The sequence below is a fragment of the Streptomyces sp. NPDC088785 genome, assembly GCF_044750685.1.
Lineage (GTDB): Bacteria > Actinomycetota > Actinomycetes > Streptomycetales > Streptomycetaceae > Streptomyces.
Window position 1 is genome coordinate 245,464 of sequence record NZ_JBIVKH010000007.1, and the last position, 25,331, is coordinate 270,794.

Consider the following 25,331-nt stretch of genomic DNA (forward strand, 5'->3'; position numbering starts at 1 on the left):
CGTCCGGACCCGGTCCGGGCGGCGCGCCCCGCCCGCTCACGCCACCGTCGGCGCCGCCCATCCCACGGCGATGCACTTCCCGTCCGCCGCCGGACGCACCGTCAGCTGCTCGGCCAGCCGCTCCACCATGTGCCAGCCGAAGCCGCCCCCGCCGCCGAAGTCCGGCGTGCGCGCCACCGGCGCCCGCGGATCCCCGTCCTCCACCTCCACCGCGAGGCCGCCCGCGTCGGAGCGCAGCCGCAGCCGGGCCAGCGCGCCGGTGTGCCGGGACGCGTTGGTCACCAGCTCCGAGACGACCAGGAGCACCGCGTCCGCGTCGGCCCAGGGACAGTGCTCGGCCAGGAACCGGGCAGCCGTGTGCCGGGCCTGTGTCCCCGTCAGGGGACCGTCCATCACGATCTCCATCTGTACCGGCTACCCCGCCGACGGCGGGGTACCGGTGCCGGTTCCCGCCGGTCCGTCCGGGACCAGGACGGTGTCCAGCCCGGTGATGCGGAAGATCCGTTCGACGACCGGCGACAGCGCGGACACCGCGAGCCGCGAGCCCCGCTCCTGGAGGGCCCGCCGCGCCCGCAGCAGCGCGTTGATGCCGCCCGAGTCGAAGAACCGCACGTCCGACAGGTCGAGGGTGAGCGTGCCGCCGTCCGGCACGGCGACCTCGGTGAGGGTCTCCAGCAGCCGGGGCGCGCTCTCGTAGTCCAGGTCGCCGGTGAGGACGAGCAGCGGACCGGCCGGGCCCGGCTCGGTGGCCAGCCGCAGGGCGTGGGACGGGTCGCCGGGTATCGCCCCGGGCGCGGCGTGGGTCATCGGCTTCTCCGTACGGTCAGGGCGAGCGTGTCGTCCGGGTGCAGGATCACGGTGTGCATCTCCTGGGCCAGGGCCCCGGGAATCTCCTCGGTGGGGCGGTGCCGGTGGCGCACGGCCGCCGCCGTCAGCCGGCGTTCCCCCTCGTAGGGGTCGCGGCGGCTCTCGGTCAGCCCGTCCGTGTACAGGACCAGGAGGTCGTCGGGGGCGAGCCGCTCGTGGCGCAGCCCGTCGCTGCCCGCCAGCGGGTAGCCGATGCCCCGGCCGCGCATCTCCAGGAAGCGGGCGCTGCCGTCGCCGCTCACCAGCAGGGGCGGCGGGTGGCTGCCGTTGGCCAGGGCGACGTGGCCGGACGCCGGGTCGATGCGGACCAGCTGCACCGTCGCCATCAGCTCCCGGTCGTAGGGCAGCAGGATCTCGTCCGTGCGCCCGACGATCGACTCCAGCGAGTGTCCCTCCAGGGTGAGCGTGCGCACGGCGTGGGTGACGTTCAGGGCGCTGCGGGTACTGGTGACACCGTGCCCGAGGGCGTCGACGACCGTGATGTGCACGGTGCCGTCGGGGAGCTCGAACCAGTCGTAGAGGTCGCCGCCGGTCGGCGCGTCGGACCCGGCCGGCGCGTAGTGGATCGCCAGCTCCAGCCCGTCGACCTTGATCGGCGCCGGACGCAGCGCGTCCTCCAGCTCGCGCAGCATCTGGCCGTGCGCGCGCCGCAGCTGCTCGTCGCGCTTCTCCAGCTCCACGTACAGGGCGAGGACACCGCTGTTCGTCTCGTCCAGCTCGTGGGTGAGGCTGCGCCGGTCGGCCTCCAGGGAGTCGGCCCGCTGCACCGCCGTCCGCAGCTCCTCCTCCAGCAGCTCCACGGGGGAGTCCGGAGGCCGGTCGGCCGGGGCCTGCGCGGGCAGCGGGATCCGCCACACCGCGGCGTCCGCCTCGCGCTGGGCGGGCAGAGGAAGGTTCTCCACGGCCGACGCGGAGGGGGCGCGCAGCCGCAGTGTCAGTCCCCGGTCGTCCGCCGCGGGGTCCGGGGCGGCCTCCAGGGTGACCAGCCGGCCCGCCCGCAGTTCGGCCTCGGCCACCCGGGACACGGACTGCGCGAGCCGGGTGCGCAGCTCGGCGGGCAGCCGCATCCGGGCCGCCCACGCCCGTACCGCTGACCGCAGTTCGGGCAGCGACCGGTGCGTCGTACGCTGCTGCGCGGCCGCCTTGTCGGTCATGAACTCCTCCTTGCCGCTCCGGAGACCCGTGCGGTCGCTTCGTCGCGTGTGCTGCGGTGGCCGTGCCCCGGGTCGGCGGCGAGCGGCCGGGGTGGCGTGCCGGGCAGGACGGGCGCGGCGGTGTCGGCCCAGCGTGCGGCGGTGCCGTCGCTGCGCGGCGCCGCGGCGCACTTCTGGGGCATATGCAGCGTACGGGTTCGTGGGCGCCGCGCGTTCCACCCGGCCGCGCCCGCGCCCGGACCCGGCGCACGGCCCCCCACCTGCGCGGCGGGGTGGCGGGCGGCGCGGTGGCCGAGGGTGGCGCGCGCGGTGGCGGCGGGGGCGAGGAGGTCCGCGGTCATCGCTGCGTCCAGCGCGTCGCGGTCACCGTCGTGCCCGCCCCGGGGCGGGTCTCGACATGGAACTCGTCCATCAGGCGGCGGGCGCCGCCCAGCCCGTGGCCGAGCCCGCCGCCGGTGGTGAAGCCGTCCTGGAGCGCCGCGGCGACGTCCGCGATGCCCGGACCGTCGTCCCTTATCACCAGGCGGATGCCGTCGGCGCCGGGGCGGGACAGCAGCTCCACCGTGAGGGTGCCGCCCTTGCCGTGGACGTAGGCGTTGCGGGCGAGCTCGCTCGCCGCCGTCACGACCCGGGTCTGGTCGACCAGGCCGAATCCGCACTGGACGGTGGCCGCGCGCACGGCGTGCCGCACCGTCAGCAGGTCGTCGTCCGAGCGCACCTCGTAGGCGCGCCGGGAGGTCACCCGCGGTCCCGGGGGGTGGGCCGCGGGCGCCGCGTGCTCATCCGAGAGGGTCATGGCCCGGGGCCTCCAGGATCCGCGGTCGCGTCGGCGCGCACGGTCCGGCCGCGCACGTCGGGGCGGCCACGCCGTGCGGCGCGCCGTGCGGGCCGGTCACCGCGGCGTCGCGCGGCCGGAACAGCGGCCGGAACAGGGGAACGCCCGCCGGGCGCGGGACGGTCACCGGGCCGCCGAGCAGGCGACCGCCCGGGGCGCGGCGGGCAGCGGCAGTCCGTGGGGGGAGGCGGCCGGGTGCCGGAGCGGGGTGTTCCCGGCCGGCGCGTCACCGAGGGGCTCGCCGGCGCGGCGGGCCGCCGTGCGGCGCGGTGCGCCCCCGGGCCCGTCCGTACTGCCGAGCGCGGCCCGCTCCCGCGGCGTCGCGGGCGACAGGGTGCGGCTGTCGGTGTCGCTGGTCCTCACAGGCCTCTCTCACATCGCTTCTCCGGGCATGTACGTCGCGCACATGATGCCTTTCCCGAACCACCCCCGCCGAAGCCCGGGAGGGGGTCAGGTCGGCCTCCGGGCCACCGGCAGGGGCGGCCGTTCCGATTACCCCCGAACGGAGCTTTCACTCCCACGCGTCCGATGTGGCCTCGGACACACCGCACGCCCCCCGCGCGGCCGAACGACGCAATGAACACGTGCGTGTTGACGCTCTGCGCAACGATCATCCGGGTGTGCGCAAGGTTGCTGCATTACAGACGGGAACGTGCGTCCTCTAGAGTCATCCGCTGTACGTGGCAAGGCGGGGGACGGCCTGCTCGGCGGTCCCCGGTCAGGGTGTGGACCGTCACGTCTCCTTCCGTCACGGCCGACTCCACCGGCAGCGATCAAGGAGCCAGCGCGTGCTCGACCAGGGAACCCCACCCGCAGCAGGACCCCCCGCAGGGCTCGGCGCCCGCCTCCTGCGGCGCAAACCCGTGGAACGCCTGGTCGCGGAGGGCGGCCAGGGGGAGGGCGGCTCGCTGCGGCGCACCCTCGGCCTCTGGCAGCTGACCATGATCAGCATCGGTGCCACGCTCGGCACCGGGATCTTCGTCGTGCTCGGCGAGGCGGTCCCCAAGGCCGGGCCCGCGGTCACCCTCTCCTTCGTGATCGCCGGTCTCACCGCGCTCTTCTCCGCCCTGTCGTACGCGGAACTGGCCGGGACCATCCCGGTCGCGGGCTCCTCGTACTCGTACGCATACGCAACGATGGGCGAGCTGGTCGCCTGGGTCTGCGGCTGGTGCCTGATCCTGGAGTACGGGGTCTCGGTGGCCGCCGTCGCCGTCGGCTGGGGCGAGTACCTCAACGAACTGCTCGACGGCACGATCGGCGTCACCATCCCGGACGCGCTCTCCGCGCCGCCCGGCGACGGCGGCGTCTTCAACCTGCCCGCGCTCATCGTGGTCCTGCTCGCGATGGGCTTCCTGCTCGGCGGCGCCCGGGAGTCCGCCCGCGCCAACACGATCATGGTCGTGGTGAAGATCGTCTCGCTGCTGCTCTTCTGCGCCATCGGCCTCAAGGGCTTCCAGTCGGGCAACTACGCGGACTTCATGCCGCTGGGCATGGCCGGGGTCAGCGCGGCCGGCGCCACCCTCTTCTTCTCCTACATCGGCTTCGACGCCGCCTCCACCGCCGGTGAGGAGGCGAAGAACGCACAGCGCGACCTGCCCCGCGCGATCATGCTCTCGCTGGTCATCGTCACCGCGCTGTACGTGCTCGTCGCCGCGGTCGCCGTCGGGGCCCGGCCCTGGAAGCAGTTCGACGACACCGAGGCCACCCTCGCCGGGATCATGCAGGACGTCACCGGCCAGTCGTTCTGGGCGACGCTCCTCGCCGCGGGGGCCGTCATCGCGATCGCCTCGGTCGTGCTCACCGTCCTCTACGGCCAGACCCGCATCCTGTTCGCCATGTCGCGGGACGGGCTGGTGCCCAAGGTGTTCGCCAAGGTCCACCCCAGGACCGGCGCGCCGCGCGCCAACACCGTCATCGTCTCCCTGTTCTGCGGGGTGCTCGCCGCCGCGATCCCGCTGGGCCAGCTCGCCGACGCCACCAGCATCGGCACGCTCTTCGCGTTCGCCCTGGTCAACGTCTCCGTGGTGCTGCTGCGCCGGACCCGCCCCGAGATGAACCGCACCTTCCGGGTGCCGCTCTTCCCGGTCCTGCCGGTCCTGGGCTTCGGCTTCTGCATCTGGATGATGGGCAGCCTGTCCTCGATCACCTGGATCGTCTTCGGTGCCTGGATGGCCGTCGGCCTCGTGTTCTACTTCTGCTACGGGATGCGTCGCTCCCGTCTCGCCGCCCCGGAAGTCACCGCTGACCCCCCAGCCCAGAAGTGAACCTCCTGCCTTGCTGAACGATCTCGACGAACGCATCGTGCACGCCCTCGCCGAGGACGCCCGCCGCTCCTACGCCGACATCGGCCAGCTCGTCGGGCTGTCCGCGCCCGCCGTGAAGCGCCGCGTGGACCGGCTGCGGGCCACCGGCGCCATCACCGGCTTCACCGTCCGCGTCGACCCGGCCGCGCTCGGCTGGGAGACCGAGGGGTTCATCGAGGTCTACTGCCGCCGCAACACCTCGCCGGAGTCGATCCGGCGGGGCCTGGAGCGCTATCCGGAGATCGTGGCCGCGTCGACCGTCACCGGGGACGCGGACGCCCTGGTGCAGGTCTTCGCCTCCGACATGCGGCACTTCGAGCGGGTCCTGGAGCGGATCGCGGGCGAGCCCTTCGTGGAGCGGACCAAGTCCGTCCTGGTCCTGTCCCCCTTGATGCGCCGCTTCACCTCCGGCGCCCCGGCCTGACCGCCGGCGGGGGCCTCCCGCACAGGGCGGGACTGCCACCGGCTCGCCGCCTTCGCGGCCCCCCGACCGCCGGGCCGCCCGAGCCGACGGACCCCGGCGACGGGGCGGCGCACGCGGGCCCGGGTACGCGATGCGCCGTTCCGGGCGTCCCCCGCGCAATGAATCGACGCCCACAGCGCCCCGTACGCAACAGATCGCACACGCAGACGCAACAGTCCCGTCTTGCCCGGCTGACCAGCGCAAACGTACCGTTCTCGGGGCCCGCCGAACCGTCGCGGACCGCCCCCCCCCAGCTCGCCCAGGCCGGGCACGCTCCTGTCTCAACCGCGTCCGCAAGGAGTCCGCACCCCATGACGTCCACGGTGCCCACCGCTGTCCAGCACACCGACGCCCAGCCGCCGATCACCATGTTCGGGCCGGACTTCCCGTACGCGTACGACGACTTCCTCGCGCACCCGGCGGGCCTCGGCCAGATACCGGCGACCGAGCACGGCACCGAGGTCGCCGTCATCGGCGGCGGCCTGTCGGGCATCGTCGCCGCGTACGAGCTGATGAAGATGGGCCTCAAGCCCGTCGTGTACGAGGCCGACCAGATCGGCGGGCGGCTGCGGACCGTGGGGTTCGACGGCTGCGACCCGACGCTGACCGCCGAGATGGGCGCGATGCGCTTCCCGCCGTCGTCGACGGCGCTCCAGCACTACATCGACCTGGTCGGCCTGGAGACCCGGGAGTTCCCCAACCCGCTCTCCCCGGCGACCCCGTCGACGGTCGTCGACCTCAAGGGCGCGTCGCACTACGCCGAGACGATCGACGACCTGCCGCAGGTCTACCGCGACGTCGCCGCCGCGTGGAGCGCCTGCCTGGAGGAGGGCGCCGACTTCTCCGACATGAACCAGGCGATGCGCGAGCGGGACGTGCCGCGCATCCGGGAGATCTGGTCGCAGCTCGTCGAGAAGCTCGACAACCAGACCTTCTACGGGTTCCTGTGCGAGTCCGACGCCTTCCGGTCCTTCCGGCACCGGGAGATCTTCGGCCAGGTCGGCTTCGGCACCGGCGGCTGGGACACCGACTTCCCGAACTCGATCCTGGAGATCCTGCGCGTCGTCTACACCGAGGCCGACGACCACCACCGCGGCATCGTCGGCGGCTCGCAGCAGCTGCCGCTGCGGCTGTGGGAGCGCGAGCCGCGCAAGCTGGTGCACTGGGCGCCCGGCACCTCCCTCGCCGCCCTGCACCCCGAGCGCACCCCGCGCCCCGCCGTGACCCGGCTGTCCCGGACCGCAGGCAACCGCATCACCGTGACCGACGCCGACGGCGACATCCGCACCTACCGCGCCGCGATCTTCACCGCCCAGTCGTGGATGCTGCTGTCGAAGGTGGCGTGCGACGACGCGCTCTTCCCCATCGACCACTGGACCGCCATCGAGCGCACCCACTACATGGAGTCCAGCAAGCTGTTCGTCCCCGTCGACCGGCCCTTCTGGCTGGACAAGGACGAGACCACGGGCCGCGACGTCATGTCGATGACGCTCACCGACCGCATGACCCGCGGCACCTACCTCCTGGACGACGGCCCCGACCGGCCCGCCGTCATCTGCCTCTCCTACACCTGGTGCGACGACAGCCTGAAGTGGCTGCCGCTGTCGGCGAACGAGCGGCTCGAAGTGATGCTGAAGTCGCTCGGCGAGATCTATCCCGGCGTCGACATCCGCAAGCACATCATCGGCAACCCGGCGACCGTGTCCTGGGAGAACGAGCCGTACTTCATGGGCGCCTTCAAGGCGAACCTCCCCGGGCACTACCGCTACCAGCGCCGCCTGTTCACCCACTTCATGCAGGACACGCTGCCGGCCGACCGGCGCGGGATCTTCCTGGCCGGCGACGACATCTCCTGGACGGCCGGCTGGGCCGAGGGCGCCGTGCAGACCGCGCTGAACGCGGTGTGGGGCGTCATGCACCACCTGGGCGGCGGGACCGACCCGGCCAACCCCGGCCCCGGCGACCTGTACGACTCCCTCGCACCGGTCGAACTGCCCGAGGACTAGTTCCCGCACGGGTTTGCGGGCCCGGGCGGCGTCCGGAGGGCCCTGCGACGCGAAGTCATGAAGGTTGTATGAGTGCGCGGGTGGTTGTGGGGCAATCGTGCCCTCGGAAGGTGATCGGCACGAGCGTGCGAGGTGGCGGAGGTGAGGGAGTTGGCGACGATGAACGCGTTTCCGATTGTTTCTCTCCGCGGCCGGTACTCGACGCCCGTACGACGAACCGGGTCCCGTCACAAGGACCGGTAAATATCTTTCTCGGTCGCATGTGCGGTTCAGGTCGGGGTACTCGACGAGAGCTCGCAGAGAACGACTCGAAAAAATCAACCCGCAGAACTCGAACGAACGGATTCGTGATGATTGTTATTGGACTGATCCTGCTGATCATCGGCCTGCTGGTGGGCATGGGACTCCTCACCACCATAGGTGGAATCCTGATCCTGGTCGGCGCGATTCTGTGGATTCTCGGAGCCACCGGGCGTGCCGTCGGCGGGCGCAAGCATTACTTCTAGATCTCCAGCAGTGGATCGCGGTCGACCCGCCCTTTTTCTCTGGAGAACCATGCCTCTCAAGAACATGTCCCTCAGGCGACGTCTTCGTCGCAGCGCTCGAGACGTGTTCGGCTGGAAGAGACTGAGAGCGGCGCAGGTCGACGCGATGAGCGCCGTGATGTCGGGGCGGGACACCATGGTCGTGATGCCGACGGGCGCCGGCAAATCGGCTGTCTATCAGGTCCCTGGTGTCCTCCTGAACGGTCCCACCGTGGTCGTGTCGCCACTGATCGCGCTGCAACGCGATCAGGTGGCGGCGCTCACGGGGGCACGCGGCCGCCCCGGCGCGCAGGCCGTCAATTCCGCCCAGGGCAACCGGGCCAACGAAGCCGCCTGGGAGCGGATGCGGGACGGGGCCCTGGACTTCCTCTTCGTCTCGCCCGAGCAGCTGGCCAAGGACGAGGTCGTGGCCGAGATCGCCGCCGCGCACCCCGCGCTGCTGGTGGTCGACGAGGCCCAGTGCGTCTCCACGTGGGGCTATGACTTCCGGCCCGACTACCTCGCCCTCGGGCGGGTGCGCGACCGGCTCGGTCGGCCGCCCCTGCTGGCCCTGACGGCGAGCGCCGCCGCGCCGGTGCGCAACGACATCGTCGAGCGCCTCGGCATGCGGGACGTCCACCAGGTGATCGCCGGTTTCGACCGCCCCAATCTCCACCTGGAAGTCGTCCGCCACCAGCAGGACGCGGAAAAGCGCCGCTGGGTCGTGGAACGCGCCTCCGCCGAGGCGAAACCCGGCATCATCTACGCCGGAACCCGCCGGGAGGCCGAGCAGTACGCCGCCGAACTGTCCGATCTTGGATTCGACAGCGCCGCGTACCACGCCGGACTTTCCGCGGCGGAACGCACGCGGACCCACGAACATTTTCGCGACGGCGCGCTCGATGTCGTCGTCGCCACCTCGGCATTCGGAATGGGAATCGACAAAGCGGATATCCGCTTCGTGCTGCACGCCACCGTTCCCGGTTCGCTGGACGCCTACTACCAGGAGATAGGCCGGGCGGGCCGTGACGGTGAACCGGCCGCCGCGATCCTCGCCTACCGGCCCGAAGACCTCGCGGCCCAGCGCTATCGCGCGGGCGGCCGCCCCGAGGAGGACACCCTCCTGCGACTGATGGACGCCGTGCGCGCCCACCGGAACGGCGTCTCCGGCACCGCGCTGCGGGACGAGACGGACCTGTCGCAGACGGCCCTGACCTCGATGCTGCACCTCCTGGAGGAGGCGGGCGGCGTCCGCTTCACCGCCGAGGGCGACGTGCACGTGGTCCCCGGCGCCCGCCGCGACACCTGCGCCCGCGAGGCGCTGCGCATCGCCGGAGCCCGCGTCAAGCTGGAGCGCTCCCGCCTGGAGATGATGCGGTCCTACGCGGAGGCCGACGGCTGTCGCCGTCGTCAGCTGCTGGGGTATTTCGGCGAATCGCCGGCCAAGAAGAACTGCGGCGGCTGCGACAGCTGCGTGCCCGCCCGCCCCGAGCCCGCCTCCCGCGACCAGCGGAACGGCGTCCTGGCCGGCACCGGCGGCGTCATCTCGCAGCCGCACGCCCCGGGCGCCCCGGGCGCCGCGCCCGGCGGCGGACACGCCGACCTGTTCCTTCCGGGGCAGCGGGTGCGGCACACGTCCTGGGGCGAGGGCGAGGTCATGAGCCAGCAGGAGGACCGGGTCACGGTCCTGTTCGCCGACGCCGGGTACCGCACGCTCTCGCTCAGCGCGATCAGCGAGAACGGCCTGCTGACGGCCGCGACGGGGAACGGCGAGAAGACCCCGGCCTGAGCGTTCCGGGCGCTGTGCCCCGCCCGGCGGTCACCGCCCCGCGTCACTGCTTGCCGGTGCCCACGGGGTCCACGGTGACACCGCCGGAGGGGTTGTCGGTGGCCGGCAGGTTCAGGGTGACCGGCAGGCTCGTGGAGTGGGTCTCGTTCGGGGGCGTCACGACGAGGCTGGTGATGGTCACGCCGGAGCCGCCCGTGGTGTTGGGCGTGTAGTGCAGGTGGAAGCGGGTCTCCTCGCCGTTCTTGAGGACGACCGGCACCGGTGCGACCCCCGAGCGCCCGGCGCTGAGGCTGCCCCCGCCGTTGCGTGCCTTCAGGTCGACCCCCGGGAAGCCCTTGAGCAGGCAGGAGTCGCCGGTGTTCTTCAGGGCGACCATGAAGTCGCCCTCGCCCATGCCGTGCGCGGTGCTGAAGTCGAGGTGCGCGGTCCGGCACGGGCCGGTGTTGATCTGGCCGCCGCCGCTGCCCGGGGCGTCGTCGTCCGTGGCCGCGCCGGCACCGCCCTCGGCGGACGCCGAGCCCGCCGACGCCTCCGAGGACGAGCCGGACGAGCCGGACGAGCCGGACGACGAAGACGACGACGACGATGACGATGACGACGATGACGACGAAGCCGCCGCCGAGGACGAGGCGCCGGAGCCGTCCGGGGCCGATGCCGCGTCGTCGTTGTCCTGGCAGGCGGTCAGGGTGAGGCCGGCGGTGAGGGCGACCGCGGCGAGGGCGAGCTTCTGGGCGCGCATGGTGGCTCCTTCGTGATCGGTGGCGGCGGCCGCCCGGTGTGAGCGGCCCACTGATCATCAGGACACCCCGGCGGCGCGGCCCGTTCCGCCCACCACCGTCCCCATACATGTCTGTTACACGCGATCGGGGAAGGCGGTGGTGGAGCGGGTTCCGCGCGGGGCGCCGGCCGGGCCACCGGCACCGTTCCGTGACACGGCGGCCCTTGACCCGCGGGCCCGGGGGGAGGGGGTCAGACGCCCGCGGCCCGCGCCTTCTCGTACACCTCGGCCGCCACGTCCTTCAGCTCCTCGGCGTCGCGCAGCGGCCCCTGGAGCTCGATCAGGATCTCGTCCAGGCCGACCTCGTCGTGTGCCACCAGGTCCTCGACGATCTGGTCGACGCTGCCCTGGAAGGGCCGGCGGTCGTCGCCGGTGTACGGCTCGGGCGTGCGGACCGTGTTCACCCGCAGCACGCTCTGCAACGGCTCCGTGCGACCGCGCTCCTCGGCCAGCTCCCGCAACTGCGCCCAACTCCGCTTCAGCTCGTCGGCGCCCATCCCCACCGGCATCCAGCCGTCCGCCCGGTCGACGAGCCGACGGCTGGCCTTGGGGCTGCCCGCGGCCAGCAGGATCGGCACCGGCCGGGCCGGCTTCGGGCCGACCACGGACGGCGCGATGGTCGTCAGCCCGCCCTCGTACGCGACCGGGTCCGGCCCCCACACGGCGCGGCACACCTCGATCAGCTCGTCGAGGACCTGCCCGCGCCGGGCGAACGGCGCGACGCCCGCCGCCGCGTACTCGTCGTGGGACCAGCCGGTGCCGAGCCCCGCCACCACCCGGCCGCCGCTCGCCGCGTCCAGGGTGGCCAGCGAGCGCGCCAGCTGGAACGGCACGTGCAGCGGCGCCACCAGCACGCTGGTGCCGAGCCGCGCCGTGCTCGTGGCCGCCGCCGCGAGCGTCAGCGAGACGAGCGGATCGGCGACCGAGCGGTATCCGTCGGGCCACGGCATGCCGGGTATCCCGTACAGCCCCTGCCGGGCGGGCTCCGGATAGAGGATCCGCTCGAAGACCCACAGGCTCTCGTAGCCCGTCGCCTCGGCGGCGCGCGCCACGTCGGGGATGTCACGGCCGATGGCGTATTGCCGCATCTGCGGAAGTCCGAGTCCGAGCCGGGTCGTCATGCGGGTCTCCTTCGTCGTACGTGTCCGATACAACGGGTGTCACACCGTCAACGTAGCCGCACGCCAGGGGAGTTCCGGAGCGGGAACGGCCGGTTTCAGCCGGGGAAGGCGGGCAGCGGAGTGAGCAGCATCCGGCCCACCAGACCCACCGACGCGTCGAGGCGCTGGGCGAACTCGGCCTGGAGCGACGGCAGATCGCGCAGCGCCCACACGGCGCGGGCCGCCGCCCAGGCGCCGTCGCGGGCCCGCTCCAGGCTCCAGGAGCCGAGCAGGTGGGTGAGCGGATCGGCGACCTGGAGCAGGTCGGGGCCCGGCATCAGCTCCTCGCGGACGCGCTCCTCCAGCGAGACGAGCAGGTCACCGACGCGGTCGAACTCGTCCTCCAGCGCGGCCGGTTCGCAGGAGAGGGTGTGGCAGCTGTCCACGACGGCCAGGGCGAGGTCGTGGCCGATGTGGGCGTTGATGCCCGCGAGCGCGAACTGGAGGGGGCGTACCTGCGGGTGGCTGCGGAACTGGAACAGCGGCCGCCAACAGGCCGGTGGCCGCACCCCGCACGCCGCCGCGTCGACGGCCGTCAGATAGCGCTCGGCGAAGCGGACGCCGAGCGCGACGGCCGCCGGGCGGTCCCCGAACCCGCCGCGCGCCCCCTGGTCGATGGCGTGATCCATCGCTTCCGTGACCGACAGGTAGATCCGGTTGAACACCGCCACGCCGTCCTGCGGCGGCAGCCGCGCGGCGACCGCCCGCATCCGTGCGAGCACCGGGTCGACTCCTTGGGCCGGGATGTGCGGCCCCGTGATGCGTTCCGACTGCGCCATGTGCGAAGCGTCCCAGCCCCGGGCCGACGCGGGCGCCGGCCGGCCGGGGCTTCCCCGAAACGAGGGAACGGCCGGCGCGGGAGGGCTACGGCTGCCCGGCCGTCCTCTCCTCGTCGTACGTGGAGGTGCCCTGGTCGAGCAGCGGCTCCTGCTGCTTGAGGTGGGCCGGGGCCATCGCCCGCAGCGCGTGGTAGCCGGTGATGACCACGATGGTGCCGAGGGCGATGCCGCTCAGCGAGAAGTTGTCGGTGAACTTCAGGGACACGTTGCCCACACCGATGATGATGCCGGCGGCGGCCGGCACCAGGTTCAGCGGATTGCGCAGGTCCACCCCGGCGTTGATCCAGATCTGGGCGCCGAGCAGGCCGATCATGCCGTAGAGGATGACGGTGATGCCGCCGAGCACCCCGCCCGGGATCGCGGCCACGATCGCCCCGAACTTCGGGCACAGGCCGAACAGGAGCGCGAAGCCGGCCGCCGCCCAGTAGGCCGCCGTCGAGTAGACGCGGGTCGCCGCCATCACGCCGATGTTCTCGGAGTACGTGGTGTTGGGCGGGCCGCCCACGGCGGTGGAGAGCATCGACGCGACGCCGTCGGCGGAGACCGCGGTGCCCAGCCTGTCGTCGAGGTTGTCGCCGGTCATCTCGCCGACGGCCTTCACGTGCCCGGCGTTCTCCGCGATCAGCGCGATGATCACCGGGAGGGCGACGAGGATCGCCGACCACTGGAAGGACGGGGCGTGGAAGGTCGGCAGCCCGATCCAGTCGGCCTTGCCGACGCCGGACAGGTCGAGCCGCCAGTGGTCCACGGCCCGGGCGCCGCCGTTCGGCGAGTGGATCCGGCCGAAGACCTCGTCGAGGAGCCACGAGAGCAGGTATCCGAAGATCAGCCCGAGGAAGATCGCGATGCGGGACCAGAATCCGCGCAGGCACACCACGGCCAGACCGGTGAACAGCATGACGAGCAGTGCCGTCCACTGGTCGGTCGGCCAGTAGGTGGAGGCCGTCACCGGCGCCAGGTTGAAGCCGATCAGCATGACGACCGCGCCGGTCACGATCGGCGGCATCGCGGCGTGGATGATCCGTGCCCCGAACTTCTGCACCGCAAGACCGACGAAGAAGAGCAGCACCCCGACGGCGAAGACCGCGCCGGTGACCGTGGCGCTGTCGCCGCCCGAGGCCCGGATGACGGCGGCGACCCCGACGAAGGAGAGCGAACAGCCCAGATAGCTGGGGACCCGGCCGCGTGTCGCGAGCAGGAAGATGACCGTGGCGACACCGGACATCATGATCGCGAGGTTCGGGTCGAGACCCATCAGGACCGGGGCGACGAACGAGGCGCCGAACATCGCGACCACGTGCTGGGCGCCGAGCCCGATCGTGCGCGGCCAGGTGAGCCGCTCGTCGGGCCGGACGACGGCACCCGGGGCCGGGACCTTGCCGTCACCGTGCAGTTTCCAGCGGACGCCGAGGTCCATGAGCGCACTCTGCTTTCTGTGGCCTGAAACGATCGCCTCATGTTAATGCGACGTAAGTACGGGGTCCCGCTGTGCCCGTCGCCCGCCCCGTCGCCGCTGAGGTGCAGGTCACGCCGGTCTGCTGAGCGTTTGCTTAGCTTTCCGCCGTACGATGACGCTCCCACCCGCACCGCACCAGGAGCCCCATCCGTGACCGCCGTCACCCCCGACCTCCAGCCCGGCACCACCGGCGGCCCCGGCCGTCCCGTCCCGGCGGTTCCCGTCGAGGTCCACTTCGACGACCTCGACGCGCTCGGCATGCTGCACAACGCCCGCTACCCGGTCCTCGTCGAACGCGCCTGGACCGCGCTGTGGAACGCGCGCGGCCTCGCCTTCGACGGCGACTGGAACGCCGCGGGCGACTTCTGCAACGCGGTCAGGGAACTCACCGTCAGCTACGAGGCCCCGGTCCTGCGCCCCGGCACGTACGCCGTCCACCTGTGGATCGAGCGGCTGGGCAACACCGGGCTCACCTACGGCTTCCGCTTCTGCTCGGCGGACGGCGCCACCACCTACGCGCGCGGGACGCGCGTCCTGGTCCGGCTCGACCCGGGGACGCTGCGCCCCACCCCCTGGAGCGAGCGGTTCAGGGCTTCTGCGCGGGATCTGCTGCCGCGCGACTGACCTGCTCCGGCACCGTCGCCCGGGTCCGGTCGCCGGCCCGCAGCACCCCCGCGAACACCGCGAGCCCGCAGGCCAGCACGGTGACCACGCCGAACGACACCACCAGGCTCGTCGCCTCGGCGATCGTGCCGATCGCGGACGGCGCGACGAGTCCCGAGGTGTACGTGATCGTGGCGACACCGGCGATGGCCTGGCTCGGGTTCGGCCCGCTGCGTCCGGCCGCCGCGAAGGCGAGCGGCACGACCACCGCGATGCCGAGCCCGAGCAGCCCGAATCCGGCCATGGCGACGGCCGGGTTCGGCGCGAGGACCACCATCAGCGCGCCGAAGGCCGCGCCGATGCCGCTGATCCGCACGGTGCGCACCGCCCCGAACCGGTCCACGACCCGGTCGCCCGCGATGCGCGCCACCGCCATGGTGAGGGTGAAGCCGGTGGTGCAGGCGGCCGCGAGCCCGGCCGACGTGTCGAGCACGTCCTTCAGGTACACCGCCGACCAGTCCAGGCTGGCGCCCTCGGCGAACACCGCGCAGAAGCCGACCGCGCCGATCAGCAGCGCGGACCTCGGCGGCAGCGCGAAGCGCGGCGGCGGCTCCTCGTCCTCCGTCGGCCGCAGGTCCAGCACCCACCGGCAGGCGGTGAACCCCGCGACGGTCAGCACCGCCGCGGCGCACACATGGTGCAGCCGGGCGTCCGTGCCCAGATGGGCCGCCAGCGTGCCGCCCGCCGAACCGAGCAGGGCGCCCGTGCTCCACATGCCGTGCAGCCCCGACATGATCGACTTGTCGAGGCGGGTCTCGACCTCCACCCCGAGGGCGTTCATCGCCACGTCCGACATGCCGGCCGTCGCGCCGTAGACGAACAGGCCCACGCAGAGGGTGAGCAGGTTCGGCGCGAGGGAGGGCAGGGTCAGCGCGAGCGTCCACAGCGCGAGCAGCCCGCGCAGCGCCGTCCGGGCCCCGAACCGGTGGCTGATGCTGCCCGCCAGCGGCATCGCCACCGAGGCGCCGATCGCGGGGAAGGCGAGCGCGAGCCCGAGCTGGCCCGCGCTGACGCCCGCGTGGTCCTGGATCCAGGGCACCCGGGTCGCGAACGAACCCGTCACCGCCCCGTGGACGCAGAAGACGGTCGCGACGGCGTACCGCGCCCGCTTCAACTCCCGTGCTCCGTATGTGACTTCACTCATCCCGCGGGTCCCTCCCGGTGTGTCCCATGCTCGTCCCGCACGGTGCCGCCGTAAACTATCAGGAACCCTGCCTGATAGTTAACCTGTTTCCGTCGCCGAGCCGTAGGATCCCGCCATGCCCGCATCGCCGAGGACCGCCCGAGCCATCAACGACCGGCTCGCACTGCGCTTCCTCCAGGAGGAGGGGCCGCTCACCGCGGGCCAGCTGAAGGAACGCACCGGCCTGTCCCGGCCCACCGTCGCCGACCTCGTGGAGCGGCTCACCGCCTCCGGCCTCGTCGAGGTCGCGGGGGAGAGCGGGTCGCAGCGCCGCGGCCCGAACGCGAAGCTGTACGGGATCGTCGCCGGCCGCGCCCACCTCGCCGCCCTCGACGTGCGCACCGAGGGGGTCCGGCTGGTCGTCGCCGACCTGCTCGGCTCCGTCCTCGCCCGGGCCGCCGTCCCCGTCGAGGAGGGGGAGGAGACCGCGGCCGCCGTCGAGCGCGCCGTCGCCCTGCTGGAGCGCACCGCCGAGGAGGTCGGCGCCGGCGCCCTGCACACCGTCGGGGTCGGCGCCCCCGGCCTCATCGACCCCGCGACCGGCGAACTGCGGGACTCCTCCGGACTGCCCGAATGGCACCGCCGGCTGATCGCGGCCCTCCAGGAACGGCTGCCCGCGCGGGTCCTGGTCGAGAACGAGACGAACCTCGCCGCACTCGCCGAACAGCGCGACGGCGCCACCCGGGACCGGGACACGTTCGTGCTGCTCTGGCTCGGTCTCGGCATCGGCGCGGCCGTCGTCCTGGACGGCAGGCTGCGCCGCGGGGCCTCCGGCGGCACCGGTGAGGTGGGCTTCCTGCCCGTGCCCGGCACCGGCGGGGTGCCGTCCGCCACCGACTGCGGCGGCGGGTTCCACTCGCTGGCCGGTGCGGCGGCGATCCTGGCGCTCGCCGCGGAGCACGGGCTCGCGGCGCCGGGGGAGCCCGTGGCGCGGGCCGCCGACGTGGTCCGGGCGGCCGTCGCCGCCGGGGCGGACGCCTTCCTCGACGCGCTGGCCGCGCGGGTGGTGCTCGGCGCCGCCGCGGTCGTCGCCGTGCTCGACCCCGGCTGCGTCGTGCTCGCCGGCGAGGTCGGACGGGCGGGGGGCGATCTCCTGGCCGAACGGGTCGCCGCCCGCCTCGCCGCCATGTCGCCGCTGGCCACCGAGGTGCGGGCCGGGGAGCTGGGAGGCGGGGCCGTGCTGCGCGGGGCGCTGCTGATGGCGCGCGAGGCCGCGCAGGAGGACGTGTTCGCGCCCTAGCCGGCCCGCGCCCGGCCCCCTGTCGGCCGCGCGCCGGAACATGCCCGTCCGCGCTGTGAGTCAGGCCACAGCGGGTGTCCGCATGGACGACGACCCGACGTGGCAGACTGGGCGTGTACCAGAAGCAGCGCACTCCGGGGTCGGTGAAAGTCCGAACCGGCGGTTACAGTCCGCGACCCGGCCACGTCCAGTGGCCGGTTGACCAGGTGAAATTCCTGGACCGACGGTTAAAGTCCGGATGGGAGGCAGTGCGCGGCGGGCGGGCACCACAGGTGCGCGTCGCCGGCTGTTTCGCCGTTCCCGCAAGGGACCGGTGTCGAACACGGCGTCGCCGTTCCCGGTGTCGCGGTCCGCACGTCCTGTCGTCGTCGTACGACAGTGCCCCGGAGTCCAGGCCCCAAGAGGGAGGACCCGGGAAGTGTTCACCGGAATCGTCGAAGAGCTGGGCGAGATCACCGCCGTCGAGATGCTCGATGACGCCTGTCGCTTCCGTGTCCGTGGCCCCGTCGTGACCGAAGGCGCCCAGCACGGAGACTCCATCGCCGTCAACGGCGTCTGCCTCACCGTGGTCGAGCACGGCGACGGCGCGTTCACCGCCGACGTCATGGCGGAGACCCTCAAGCGCTCCGGCCTCGGCGCCCTCGCCGTCGGCTCGCGCGTCAACCTCGAACGCCCGATGGTGGCCGACGGCCGCTTCGGCGGGCACATCGTGCAGGGCCACGTCGACGGCACCGGGACCGTCGTCGAGCGCATCCCCTCCGAGCACTGGGAGATCGTCAAGGTCTCGCTCCCCGCGGAGCTGTCGCGCTACGTCGTCGAGAAGGGCTCGATCACGGTCGACGGCGTCAGCCTCACCGTCGTCGAGGCCGCCGCCGACCACTTCACCATCAGCCTCATCCCCACCACGCTCGCCCTGACCACGCTCGGCCTCAAGCGGCCCGGCGACCCGGTCAACCTGGAGGTCGACGTCATCGCCAAGTACGTCGAGCGGATGCTCGGCGGCCGCGAGGACACCCGGGGAGGCACCCGGTGAACTGGCTCAACACCGAGGCGTTCACGGCCTTCGGCCAGCACATCCTGTGGTCCGACATGATCGGCAACAGCTTCGGCCTGGTCGCCCTCGCGCTCGGCTGGAAGCGCTCCATATGGACCTGGCCCGTGCAGTTCGTCTCCGGCCTGATCCTCTTCGGCGCCTTCGCCGGACACCTGACCGGCAGCGCCGGCAAGCAGGTCGTGGTCATGGTCGTGGCCGCCCTTGGCTGGGCCGCCTGGATCCGCGGCCGCAAGCAGGCGCAGGACGGCACCATCGCCGTGCGCTTCGCCACCTGGAAGGAGCGGGGCCTGATGGTCCTCGCCGGCGCCGCCGGCACGGTCGCCGTCGCGCTGCTCTTCAAGGCCTTCCCCACCCTGTCGTGGGACCCGTGGCCGGACGCGTACATCTTCGTCGGCACCGTCGTCGCCATGTACGCCCAGGCGCGCGGCATGGTCGAGTTCTGGTTCGCCTGGCTGCTGGTCGACGCCGTCGGCGTCCCGCTGAACTTCGCCAACGGCTACGCCTTCTCCGGCTTCGTCTACGTCATCTACGGCGCGCTCGTCCTGTGGGGCATGCGCGACTGGTGGCAGCGGTCCCGCGCGGCCGCCGCCCCCGCTCTGGAAGGAGCGCACGCATGAGCACGGCACCCCGCCTGTACGAGGTCCCCCAGGACGCCCTCGTCCTCGACCCGGTCGAGATGGCGGTCCGCGACATCGCCGCGGGCCGCCCCGTCGTGGTCGTCGACGACGAGGACCGGGAGAACGAGGGCGACCTGATCGTCGCCGCCGAGAAGATCACCCCCGAGATCGTCGCCTTCATGATGAGCGAGTGCCGCGGCCTGATCTGCGCCCCGATGGAGGGCCCCGAACTGGACCGGCTCGACCTGCCGCAGATGGTCGGCGACAACACCGAGTCGATGCAGACCGCCTTCACGGTCTCGGTCGACGCCTCCGGCGCCCACGGCGTCACCACCGGCATCTCGGCCGCCGACCGCGCCGCCACGCTCCGGCTGCTCGCCTCCGGCACGGCGGCGGCGGGCGACTTCGTCCGGCCCGGCCACATCTTCCCGCTGCGCGCCAAGGAGGGCGGGGTCCTCGTCCGCAACGGCCACACCGAGGCCGCCGTCGACCTGGCCCGCCTCGCGGGACTGCGCCCGGCCGGCGCCATCGTGGAGATCGCCGGCGAGGACGGCGTCATGCTGCGGCTGCCCGAGCTGATCCCGTTCGCCCGCAAGCACGGCCTGACGATCATCTCCATCGAGGACCTCATCGCGTACCGCAGGAGCGCCGAGCCCACCGTCAAGCGCGAGGCCACCGTCCGGCTCCCCACCGCCTTCGGCGAGTTCACCGCCCACGGCTACCGCTCCACCGTCGACGGCGTCGAGCACGTCGCCCTCGTCCACGGCGCGATCGGCGACGGCGACGACGTCCTCGTGCGGATCCACTCCGAGTGCCTGACCGGCGACATCTTCCACTCGCTGCGCTGCGACTGCGGCCCCCAGCTGGAGGAGTCCATGCGCCGCGTCGTCGAGACCGGCCGCGGGGTCGTCGTCTACCTGCGCGGCCACGAGGGCCGCGGCATCGGCCTGCTGTCCAAGCTGCGCGCCTACGAACTCCAGGAGCAGGGCCGCGACACCCTCGACGCCAACCTGGAGCTGGGCCTGCCCGCCGACGCCCGCGACTACGCGGCCGGCGCCCAGATCCTCGACGACCTCGGGGTGCGCAGCCTGCGCCTGATGACCAACAACCCCGACAAGACCGATGCCCTGACCCGGCACGGCCTCAAGGTCACCGCCCGCGAGCCGATGCCGGTCACGGCGGGCGAGCACAACCTCCGCTACCTGCGCACCAAGCGGGACCGGATGGGCCACGACCTGCCCTGGTTGGACGCGCCCCGCACGTCCGCCTGCAACAACCAGTGAGCCCTCCTTCCCCCACCCGCATCGACCGACGTCCACCGAACTACGTACCACCGATCTACGTACCACCGATCTACGTACACACGAGGAGAAGCGCGTGAGCGGCAAGGGTGCACCCGAACTGAGCGTGGAGAACTGCGGCGACCTGCGGGTGGCCGTCATCGCCGCCCAGTGGCACGAGAAAGTCATGGACGGCCTGGTCGACGGCGCCCTGCGGGCCCTGAACGAGCTGGGCATCAGCGAGCCCACCGTGCTGCGCGTCCCCGGCAGCTTCGAGCTGCCGGTCGTCGCCAAGCGGCTCGCCGACCGCGGCTACGACGCGATCGTCGCGCTCGGCGTCGTCATCCGCGGCGGCACCCCGCACTTCGAGTACGTGTGCCAGGGCGTCACCCAGGGCCTCACCCAGGTCTCCGTCGACACCGGCGTCCCCGTCGGCTTCGGCGTGCTGACCGTAGACACCGAGGAGCAGGCCCTGGACCGGGCGGGCCTCGCGGGGTCCACCGAGGACAAGGGGCACGAGGCCGTCACCGCCGCCGTCGCCACCGCGACCACGCTGCGCACCATCGCCGAACCCTGGCGCTAGGGGCCGGGGAGAGCCGCGTAAAGTAGGCACCACCATGCCCAATAAGACGTTCGAGGAGCTCTTCGCCGAGCTCCAGCAGAAGGCCGCCACCGGCGACCCCGCCACTTCCCGCACCGCCGAACTGGTCGGCAAGGGTGTCCATGCCATCGGCAAGAAGGTCGTCGAGGAGGCCGCCGAGGTCTGGATGGCCGCCGAGCACGAGGGCAAGGAGGCCGCCGCCGAGGAGATCTCGCAGCTGCTGTACCACGTCCAGGTGATGATGGTCGCCCGCGGCATCTCCCTCGACGACGTGTACGCCCACCTCTGAGCCGCCGGCTCAGCCCGTTTCCGCCCACTCCCTGATCACGCGAAGGAATCCCGCCTCATGCTGCGCATCGCCGTCCCCAACAAGGGTTCACTGTCCGGACCTGCGTCGGCGATGCTGCATGAGGCCGGATACCGCCAGCGCAAGGAGTCCAAGGAACTCGTCACGGTCGACCCGGACAACGAGGTGGAGTTCTTCTACCTCCGCCCCAAGGACATCGCGATCTACGTGTCCTCCGGCAAGCTCGACATCGGCATCACCGGACAGGACCTGCTGATCGACTCGGGCGCCGACGCCGAGACGATCCTGCCGCTCGGCTTCGCCCGCTCCACCTTCCGCTTCGCCTCCCGGCCCGGCGCCGTCAAGGACCTCGCCGACCTCGCGGGCAGGACGATCGCGACGTCCTACGAGGGCATCGTCGGCAAGTACCTCGCCGAGCGCGGCGTCGACGCCTCCGTCGTCCACCTGGACGGCGCCGTCGAGACCGCCATCGAACTGGGCGTCGCCGACGCCATCGCCGACGTCGTCGAGACCGGCACCTCGCTGCGCAACGCGGGCCTGGAGGTCTTCGGCGAGCCGATCATGAGGTCCGAGGCGTGCGTCATCCGCCGCACCGGCGCCGACACCGACAACACCAAGGCGCAGCAGTTCCTGCGCCGCTTGCAGGGCGTCCTCGTCGCCCGTACGTACGTGATGATGGACTACGACTGCCGCGCCGAGCACCTGGAGCGGGCCGTCGCCCTCACTCCGGGCCTGGAGTCGCCGACCGTCTCGCCGCTGCACAACGAGGGCTGGGTCGCCGTGCGCGCCATGGTCCCGTCCAAGGACGCGCAGCGGATCATGGACGACCTGTACGCCCTCGGCGCGCGGGCCATCCTGACGACGGCCATCCACGCCTGCCGCCTCTGAGGACACCGAGACCACCATGCCGGAAGCCCTGCCCAGCCTGCCCGTCACCTTCAGGCCGGGGCGCACCCGCGTGATCCTGCACACGCTCGGCGCCGCCTCCTTCGTCACGATCACCGTCGTCGCGCTCGTCCTGCACGGGATGAGCCCGGCCGAGAAGACCAGCTTCGTCTTCACGGCGGCGCTCTTCTGGGGCGTCCTGGCCCTGCTGGCCCGCCCCAAGGTGGTCGCCGACGGCGACGGCGTCACCGTCGTCAACATCGCGCGCGGCCGCCGTCTGGCCTGGGCGGAGATCGTGCGGGTCAACCTCCGTCCGGGCGACCCCTGGGTGTTCCTCGACCTCACCGACGGCACCAGCATGGCCGCCATGGGCATCCAGCCCGGCCTCGCCCGCCAGAGCGCGATCCGCGACGCGCGGGCCCTGCGCGCCCTGACCGACGCGGCCCACGGCGGCTCCCGGGACTGACCCGCCGCGGTTCGGGGACGGATCAGGGGCCCCGCCCCTGACGCCGCGCCCCCGGTCGTGATTAATCTGTTGGAAGGGCGCGCGTCGAGTGCCGCCCCGCCCCGGCCCGACCGACCGACCGGGGTTCCTGCTAACCGAGGAGTGACTCCCTCCAGCGATGGACGGATCGTCCGGTAGTACCTGCGCCGCCCCCTCCCGACATAGCGCGACCCGCTCGCGTACGTCTTCGGAGGCGGCGGCATGACCATCCCGTTGCTGCTTCTCGCGGCCGCCTTTCTTCTGATCCTCGCCAACGGCTTCTTCGTGGCGGCCGAATTCGGCCTCGTCACCGTGGAACGCCCCGACGCCGAACAGGCCGCGGCCGCGGGCGACAAGCGCGCCCGCACCGTCGTGAGCGCCCTGAAGGAACTCTCCTTCCAGCTCTCCGGCACCCAGCTCGGCATCACCATCACCTCCCTGGTCGTCGGCATGCTCGCCGAACCGGCCCTCGCCGAGCTGCTGCGCGGCCCGTTCACGGCCCTGGGCGTGCCCGGGGGCGCGGTCGGCGGGGTGTCCGTCGTCGTCGGCATGCTGCTGGCCTCCGCCGTGCAGATGGTGGTCGGCGAACTCGTCCCCAAGAACTGGGCGGTGTCGAAGCCGCTCCAGGTGGCCCGCTTCGTGGCCGGCCCGCAGTCGGTGTTCGCCCGGCTGTTCCGCCCGGTCATCGCCCTGCTCAACACCGTCGCCAACCGGCTGGTCCGGGCGCTCGGCGTGGAACCCGCCGACGAACTGGCCTCCGCCCGCACCCCGGGCGAACTGGTGTCGCTGGCCCGCCACTCCGCGCAGGCCGGCGCCCTGGAGCAGGACACCGCCGACCTGTTCGTGCGCACCCTCTCGCTGGGCGAGCTGACCGCGCAGCACGTCATGACACCGCGGGTGAAGGTCAGCGCCCTCCAGTCCTCCGCGACCGCCGAGGACGTGGTCAACCTGACCCGCGCCACCGGCCTGTCCCGCTTCCCCGTCTACCGGGAGCGGATCGACGAGGTCATCGGAGTCGTCCACCTCAAGGACGCCCTCGCGGTGCCCGCCCACGAACGCCTGCGCACCCCGGTGAGCCGGATCGCCCAGGCCCCGCTGCTGATCCCCGAGACCCTCCCGGTCCAGCCGCTCCTGGCCCGGCTGCGCAGCGAGCAGCCGATGGCCGTGGTCGTCGACGAGTACGGCGGCACCGCCGGAGTCGTCACCCTGGAGGACATCGTGGAGGAGCTGGTCGGCGAGGTGCGCGACGAGCACGACGACGTCCTCGACGAGCGGCCCCAGCTGGCCGTCGCGCCCGCCGAGGACGGCCGCCCCGCCTGGGACGCCGACGGCGGCTGCCGGGTCGACCTCCTGCGCCGCATCGGCCTCGACGTCCCCGAGGGCCCCTACGAGACGGTGGCGGGACTCGTCGCCGACCTCCTCGGCCGCATCCCGGCCCCCGGCGACAGGGCCGAGCTCCCGGGCTGGAAGCTCTCGGTCCGCCAGGTCGACCACTACCGGGCCGAGCGGGTCCGGCTCGTCCGCACCGCGGACGCGACGCCGGCCGCAGCCCTGGAGGCGGCCCGATGAGCGCCCTGCAACTGTTCTTCGCCGCGCTCCTGGTGCTGGCCAACGGCTTCTTCGTGGGAGCCGAGTTCGCCCTGGTCTCGGTCCGCCGCAGCCAGATCGAACCGATCCCCGGCAACCGGGCCCGCCAGGTCCTGTACGGGCTCGAACACCTGCCGCAGATGATGGCGGCGGCCCAGTTCGGCATCACCGTCTGCTCGCTGACGCTCGGCGCGGTCGCCGAGCCGACGGTCGCCAAGCTCCTGGAGCCGCTCTTCGAGGCGGTCCACGTGCCGCACGGCGTCATCCACCCGCTGGGGTACGTCATCGCGCTCGCCGCGGTGGTCTTCTTCCACCTCGTCATCGGCGAGATGGTCCCGAAGAACCTGGCGATGGCCGCGCCCGAGAGGACCGCGCTGTGGTTCAGCCCCGGTCTCGTCGCCTTCGCCCGCCTGTGCAAGCCGATCACGCTGGCGCTCGGCGCCTGCGCCCGGCTGATCCTGCGGCTCTTCCGGGTCGAGCCCAAGGACGAGGTGGAGGCGGTCTTCACCAGCGAGCAGCTGAACCGTCTGGTGGAGGACTCCGGACAGGCCGGCCTCCTCGGCCCCGAGGAGCAGGAGCGCCTGGAGGACGCCCTCGAGCTGGGCTCGCGCCCGGTCACGGACGTCCTGCTGACCAAGGCGTCCCTGGTGACGGTCGGCCCGTCGGTCACCCCGGCGGAGGTCATCGCCCGCACCGCCCGCACCGGCTTCTCGCGCTTCCCGATCTGCGCGGACACCGGCGCGTTCATGGGCTACCTGCACGTGAAGGACGTCCTCGACCTGATCGAGGGCCCCGACACCGACCGGGCCGTCCCGCAGCACGTGTGGCGTCCCATGACGACCCTGCGCGCCGAGCTTCCGCTGGACGACGCGCTGAGCGTCATGCGCCGCGCCGCCACCCACCTGGCACAGGTCGCGGACGCCTCCGGCCGGGTCCTCGGGCTCGTCGCGCTGGAGGACGTCCTGGAACTGCTGGTGGGCGAGGTCAGGGACCCGGCCCACCGGGACGACCCGGTGGTCCCGCCGGCCCGCACCCGGCAGGGCGTACCGGCCTGACCCGCCGTGGGGGGGGGGGGGCCCGGGGCCCCCCCCCCCCCCCCCCCCCCCCCCCCCCCCCCCCCCCCCCCCCCCCCCCCCCCCCCCCCCCCGCCAGAGGGGGCGCCCCCCCCCCCGGGCCCCGCCGGTGGGGCCCGCGGGGCCCCCCCGGGGCGGGCCGCCCCGGCCTGCCCCGCCGGGCGGGGCCCCCCCCCGGGCGCC

At 72.9% G+C, this 25,331-nt stretch carries 27 protein-coding genes and 1 riboswitch; of the genes, 16 read left to right on the forward strand and 11 right to left on the reverse strand.

Annotated elements, in window-relative coordinates; all coding sequences use genetic code 11:
• Positions 1-36 precede the first annotated feature (36 nt).
• The 6 genes from ACIP5K_RS21645 to ACIP5K_RS21670 form a co-directional block, all read right to left on the reverse strand.
• The gene (locus tag ACIP5K_RS21645) at positions 37-393 is read right to left on the reverse strand and encodes an ATP-binding protein (protein ID WP_401411739.1); all 357 of its coding nucleotides are present in this window, start codon (positions 391-393) and stop codon (positions 37-39) included.
• A gap of 21 nt (positions 394-414) precedes the next feature.
• Complete coding sequence (locus tag ACIP5K_RS21650) at positions 415-807, reverse strand: STAS domain-containing protein (protein ID WP_401411741.1); 393 nt, start codon at positions 805-807, stop codon at positions 415-417.
• On the reverse strand, positions 804-2,021 hold the full coding sequence (locus ACIP5K_RS21655; protein ID WP_401411742.1) for a PP2C family protein-serine/threonine phosphatase: 1,218 nt from the start codon (positions 2,019-2,021) through the stop codon (positions 804-806). Before ACIP5K_RS21655 ends, ACIP5K_RS21650 begins: the two co-directional genes overlap by 4 nt.
• The gene (locus ACIP5K_RS21660; RefSeq protein WP_401411744.1) at positions 2,018-2,362 is read right to left on the reverse strand and encodes a hypothetical protein; all 345 of its coding nucleotides are present in this window, start codon (positions 2,360-2,362) and stop codon (positions 2,018-2,020) included. Before ACIP5K_RS21660 ends, ACIP5K_RS21655 begins: the two co-directional genes overlap by 4 nt.
• On the reverse strand, positions 2,359-2,817 hold the full coding sequence (locus ACIP5K_RS21665; protein WP_401411745.1) for an ATP-binding protein: 459 nt from the start codon (positions 2,815-2,817) through the stop codon (positions 2,359-2,361). Before ACIP5K_RS21665 ends, ACIP5K_RS21660 begins: the two co-directional genes overlap by 4 nt.
• Positions 2,818-2,979: 162 nt before the next feature.
• Positions 2,980-3,219: a hypothetical protein gene (locus ACIP5K_RS21670; protein WP_401411747.1), complete on the reverse strand. Its 240-nt coding sequence runs from the start codon at positions 3,217-3,219 to the stop codon at positions 2,980-2,982.
• A gap of 425 nt (positions 3,220-3,644) precedes the next feature.
• On the opposite strand from ACIP5K_RS21670, the gene ACIP5K_RS21675 reads away from it, so the two are divergent.
• From ACIP5K_RS21675 to ACIP5K_RS21695, 5 genes are all read left to right on the forward strand, one after another.
• Positions 3,645-5,120 carry an amino acid permease gene (locus ACIP5K_RS21675; RefSeq protein WP_401411749.1) on the forward strand — a complete coding sequence of 492 codons (1,476 nt, stop codon included), beginning with the start codon at positions 3,645-3,647 and terminating at the stop codon, positions 5,118-5,120.
• Positions 5,121-5,130: 10 nt separating this feature from the next.
• Positions 5,131-5,583, forward strand: coding sequence for an Lrp/AsnC family transcriptional regulator (locus ACIP5K_RS21680; RefSeq protein ID WP_401411751.1), 453 nt, complete (start codon positions 5,131-5,133; stop codon positions 5,581-5,583).
• A 350-nt stretch (positions 5,584-5,933) separates the two neighbouring features.
• A complete protein-coding gene (locus ACIP5K_RS21685; protein WP_401411752.1) occupies positions 5,934-7,628 on the forward strand; it encodes a flavin monoamine oxidase family protein in 1,695 nt (564 codons plus the stop codon).
• A 347-nt stretch (positions 7,629-7,975) separates the two neighbouring features.
• Positions 7,976-8,134, forward strand: coding sequence for a hypothetical protein (locus ACIP5K_RS21690; protein ID WP_401411869.1), 159 nt, complete (start codon positions 7,976-7,978; stop codon positions 8,132-8,134).
• 49 nt (positions 8,135-8,183) lie between these two features.
• Positions 8,184-9,941 carry a RecQ family ATP-dependent DNA helicase gene (locus ACIP5K_RS21695; protein WP_401411753.1) on the forward strand — a complete coding sequence of 586 codons (1,758 nt, stop codon included), beginning with the start codon at positions 8,184-8,186 and terminating at the stop codon, positions 9,939-9,941.
• A 43-nt stretch (positions 9,942-9,984) separates the two neighbouring features.
• On the opposite strand, the gene ACIP5K_RS21700 is transcribed toward ACIP5K_RS21695, so the two are convergent.
• The 4 genes from ACIP5K_RS21700 to ACIP5K_RS21715 form a co-directional block, all read right to left on the reverse strand.
• Positions 9,985-10,680, reverse strand: a complete 696-nt coding sequence (locus tag ACIP5K_RS21700; protein WP_401411756.1) for a DUF4232 domain-containing protein — start codon at positions 10,678-10,680, stop codon at positions 9,985-9,987.
• 230 nt (positions 10,681-10,910) lie between these two features.
• Positions 10,911-11,840 carry an LLM class F420-dependent oxidoreductase gene (locus ACIP5K_RS21705; protein WP_401411758.1) on the reverse strand — a complete coding sequence of 310 codons (930 nt, stop codon included), beginning with the start codon at positions 11,838-11,840 and terminating at the stop codon, positions 10,911-10,913.
• A gap of 95 nt (positions 11,841-11,935) precedes the next feature.
• Positions 11,936-12,658, reverse strand: a complete 723-nt coding sequence (locus ACIP5K_RS21710; protein WP_401411759.1) for a DUF5995 family protein — start codon at positions 12,656-12,658, stop codon at positions 11,936-11,938.
• Positions 12,659-12,743: 85 nt separating this feature from the next.
• A complete protein-coding gene (locus ACIP5K_RS21715) occupies positions 12,744-14,135 on the reverse strand; it encodes a uracil-xanthine permease family protein (protein ID WP_401411761.1) in 1,392 nt (463 codons plus the stop codon).
• Between the two features lie 189 nt (positions 14,136-14,324).
• Here ACIP5K_RS21715 and ACIP5K_RS21720 point away from each other — a divergent pair, with 189 nt between their 5' ends.
• Complete coding sequence (locus ACIP5K_RS21720) at positions 14,325-14,798, forward strand: acyl-CoA thioesterase (protein WP_401411762.1); 474 nt, start codon at positions 14,325-14,327, stop codon at positions 14,796-14,798.
• Here ACIP5K_RS21720 and ACIP5K_RS21725 read toward each other — a convergent pair.
• Positions 14,761-15,981: an MFS transporter gene (locus ACIP5K_RS21725; RefSeq protein WP_401411763.1), complete on the reverse strand. Its 1,221-nt coding sequence runs from the start codon at positions 15,979-15,981 to the stop codon at positions 14,761-14,763. The two genes, ACIP5K_RS21720 and ACIP5K_RS21725, sit on opposite strands and share 38 nt — an antisense overlap.
• Before the next feature lie 115 nt (positions 15,982-16,096).
• On the opposite strand from ACIP5K_RS21725, the gene ACIP5K_RS21730 reads away from it, so the two are divergent.
• The 10 genes from ACIP5K_RS21730 to ACIP5K_RS21775 all read left to right on the forward strand — a co-directional run bounded on the left by ACIP5K_RS21730 (position 16,097) and on the right by ACIP5K_RS21775 (position 25,130).
• The gene (locus ACIP5K_RS21730) at positions 16,097-17,260 is read left to right on the forward strand and encodes an ROK family transcriptional regulator (protein ID WP_401411765.1); all 1,164 of its coding nucleotides are present in this window, start codon (positions 16,097-16,099) and stop codon (positions 17,258-17,260) included.
• Positions 17,261-17,385: 125 nt separating this feature from the next.
• Positions 17,386-17,516: riboswitch (FMN riboswitch) on the forward strand.
• A 162-nt stretch (positions 17,517-17,678) separates the two neighbouring features.
• The gene (locus tag ACIP5K_RS21735; RefSeq protein WP_401411767.1) at positions 17,679-18,293 is read left to right on the forward strand and encodes a riboflavin synthase; all 615 of its coding nucleotides are present in this window, start codon (positions 17,679-17,681) and stop codon (positions 18,291-18,293) included.
• Entirely contained in the window at positions 18,290-18,931 is a 642-nt protein-coding gene (locus tag ACIP5K_RS21740) for a nicotinamide riboside transporter PnuC (protein WP_401411768.1), read from the forward strand. The genes ACIP5K_RS21735 and ACIP5K_RS21740 overlap by 4 nt, the downstream gene beginning before the upstream one ends.
• Positions 18,928-20,214 carry a bifunctional 3,4-dihydroxy-2-butanone-4-phosphate synthase/GTP cyclohydrolase II gene (locus tag ACIP5K_RS21745; RefSeq protein ID WP_401411770.1) on the forward strand — a complete coding sequence of 429 codons (1,287 nt, stop codon included), beginning with the start codon at positions 18,928-18,930 and terminating at the stop codon, positions 20,212-20,214. Before ACIP5K_RS21740 ends, ACIP5K_RS21745 begins: the two co-directional genes overlap by 4 nt.
• 94 nt (positions 20,215-20,308) lie before the next feature.
• Complete coding sequence (gene ribH, locus ACIP5K_RS21750) at positions 20,309-20,794, forward strand: 6,7-dimethyl-8-ribityllumazine synthase (protein WP_401411772.1); 486 nt, start codon at positions 20,309-20,311, stop codon at positions 20,792-20,794.
• Positions 20,795-20,828: 34 nt separating this feature from the next.
• On the forward strand, positions 20,829-21,101 hold the full coding sequence (locus tag ACIP5K_RS21755; RefSeq protein ID WP_401411773.1) for a phosphoribosyl-ATP diphosphatase: 273 nt from the start codon (positions 20,829-20,831) through the stop codon (positions 21,099-21,101).
• Positions 21,102-21,158: 57 nt separating this feature from the next.
• The gene (gene hisG, locus ACIP5K_RS21760) at positions 21,159-22,007 is read left to right on the forward strand and encodes an ATP phosphoribosyltransferase (RefSeq protein WP_401411775.1); all 849 of its coding nucleotides are present in this window, start codon (positions 21,159-21,161) and stop codon (positions 22,005-22,007) included.
• 16 nt (positions 22,008-22,023) lie between these two features.
• Complete coding sequence (locus tag ACIP5K_RS21765; protein WP_401411777.1) at positions 22,024-22,470, forward strand: PH domain-containing protein; 447 nt, start codon at positions 22,024-22,026, stop codon at positions 22,468-22,470.
• 240 nt (positions 22,471-22,710) lie between these two features.
• Complete coding sequence (locus tag ACIP5K_RS21770; protein WP_401411778.1) at positions 22,711-24,057, forward strand: hemolysin family protein; 1,347 nt, start codon at positions 22,711-22,713, stop codon at positions 24,055-24,057.
• On the forward strand, positions 24,054-25,130 hold the full coding sequence (locus tag ACIP5K_RS21775; RefSeq protein ID WP_401411780.1) for a hemolysin family protein: 1,077 nt from the start codon (positions 24,054-24,056) through the stop codon (positions 25,128-25,130). The genes ACIP5K_RS21770 and ACIP5K_RS21775 overlap by 4 nt, the downstream gene beginning before the upstream one ends.
• The last annotated feature ends 201 nt before the right edge of the window (positions 25,131-25,331 follow it).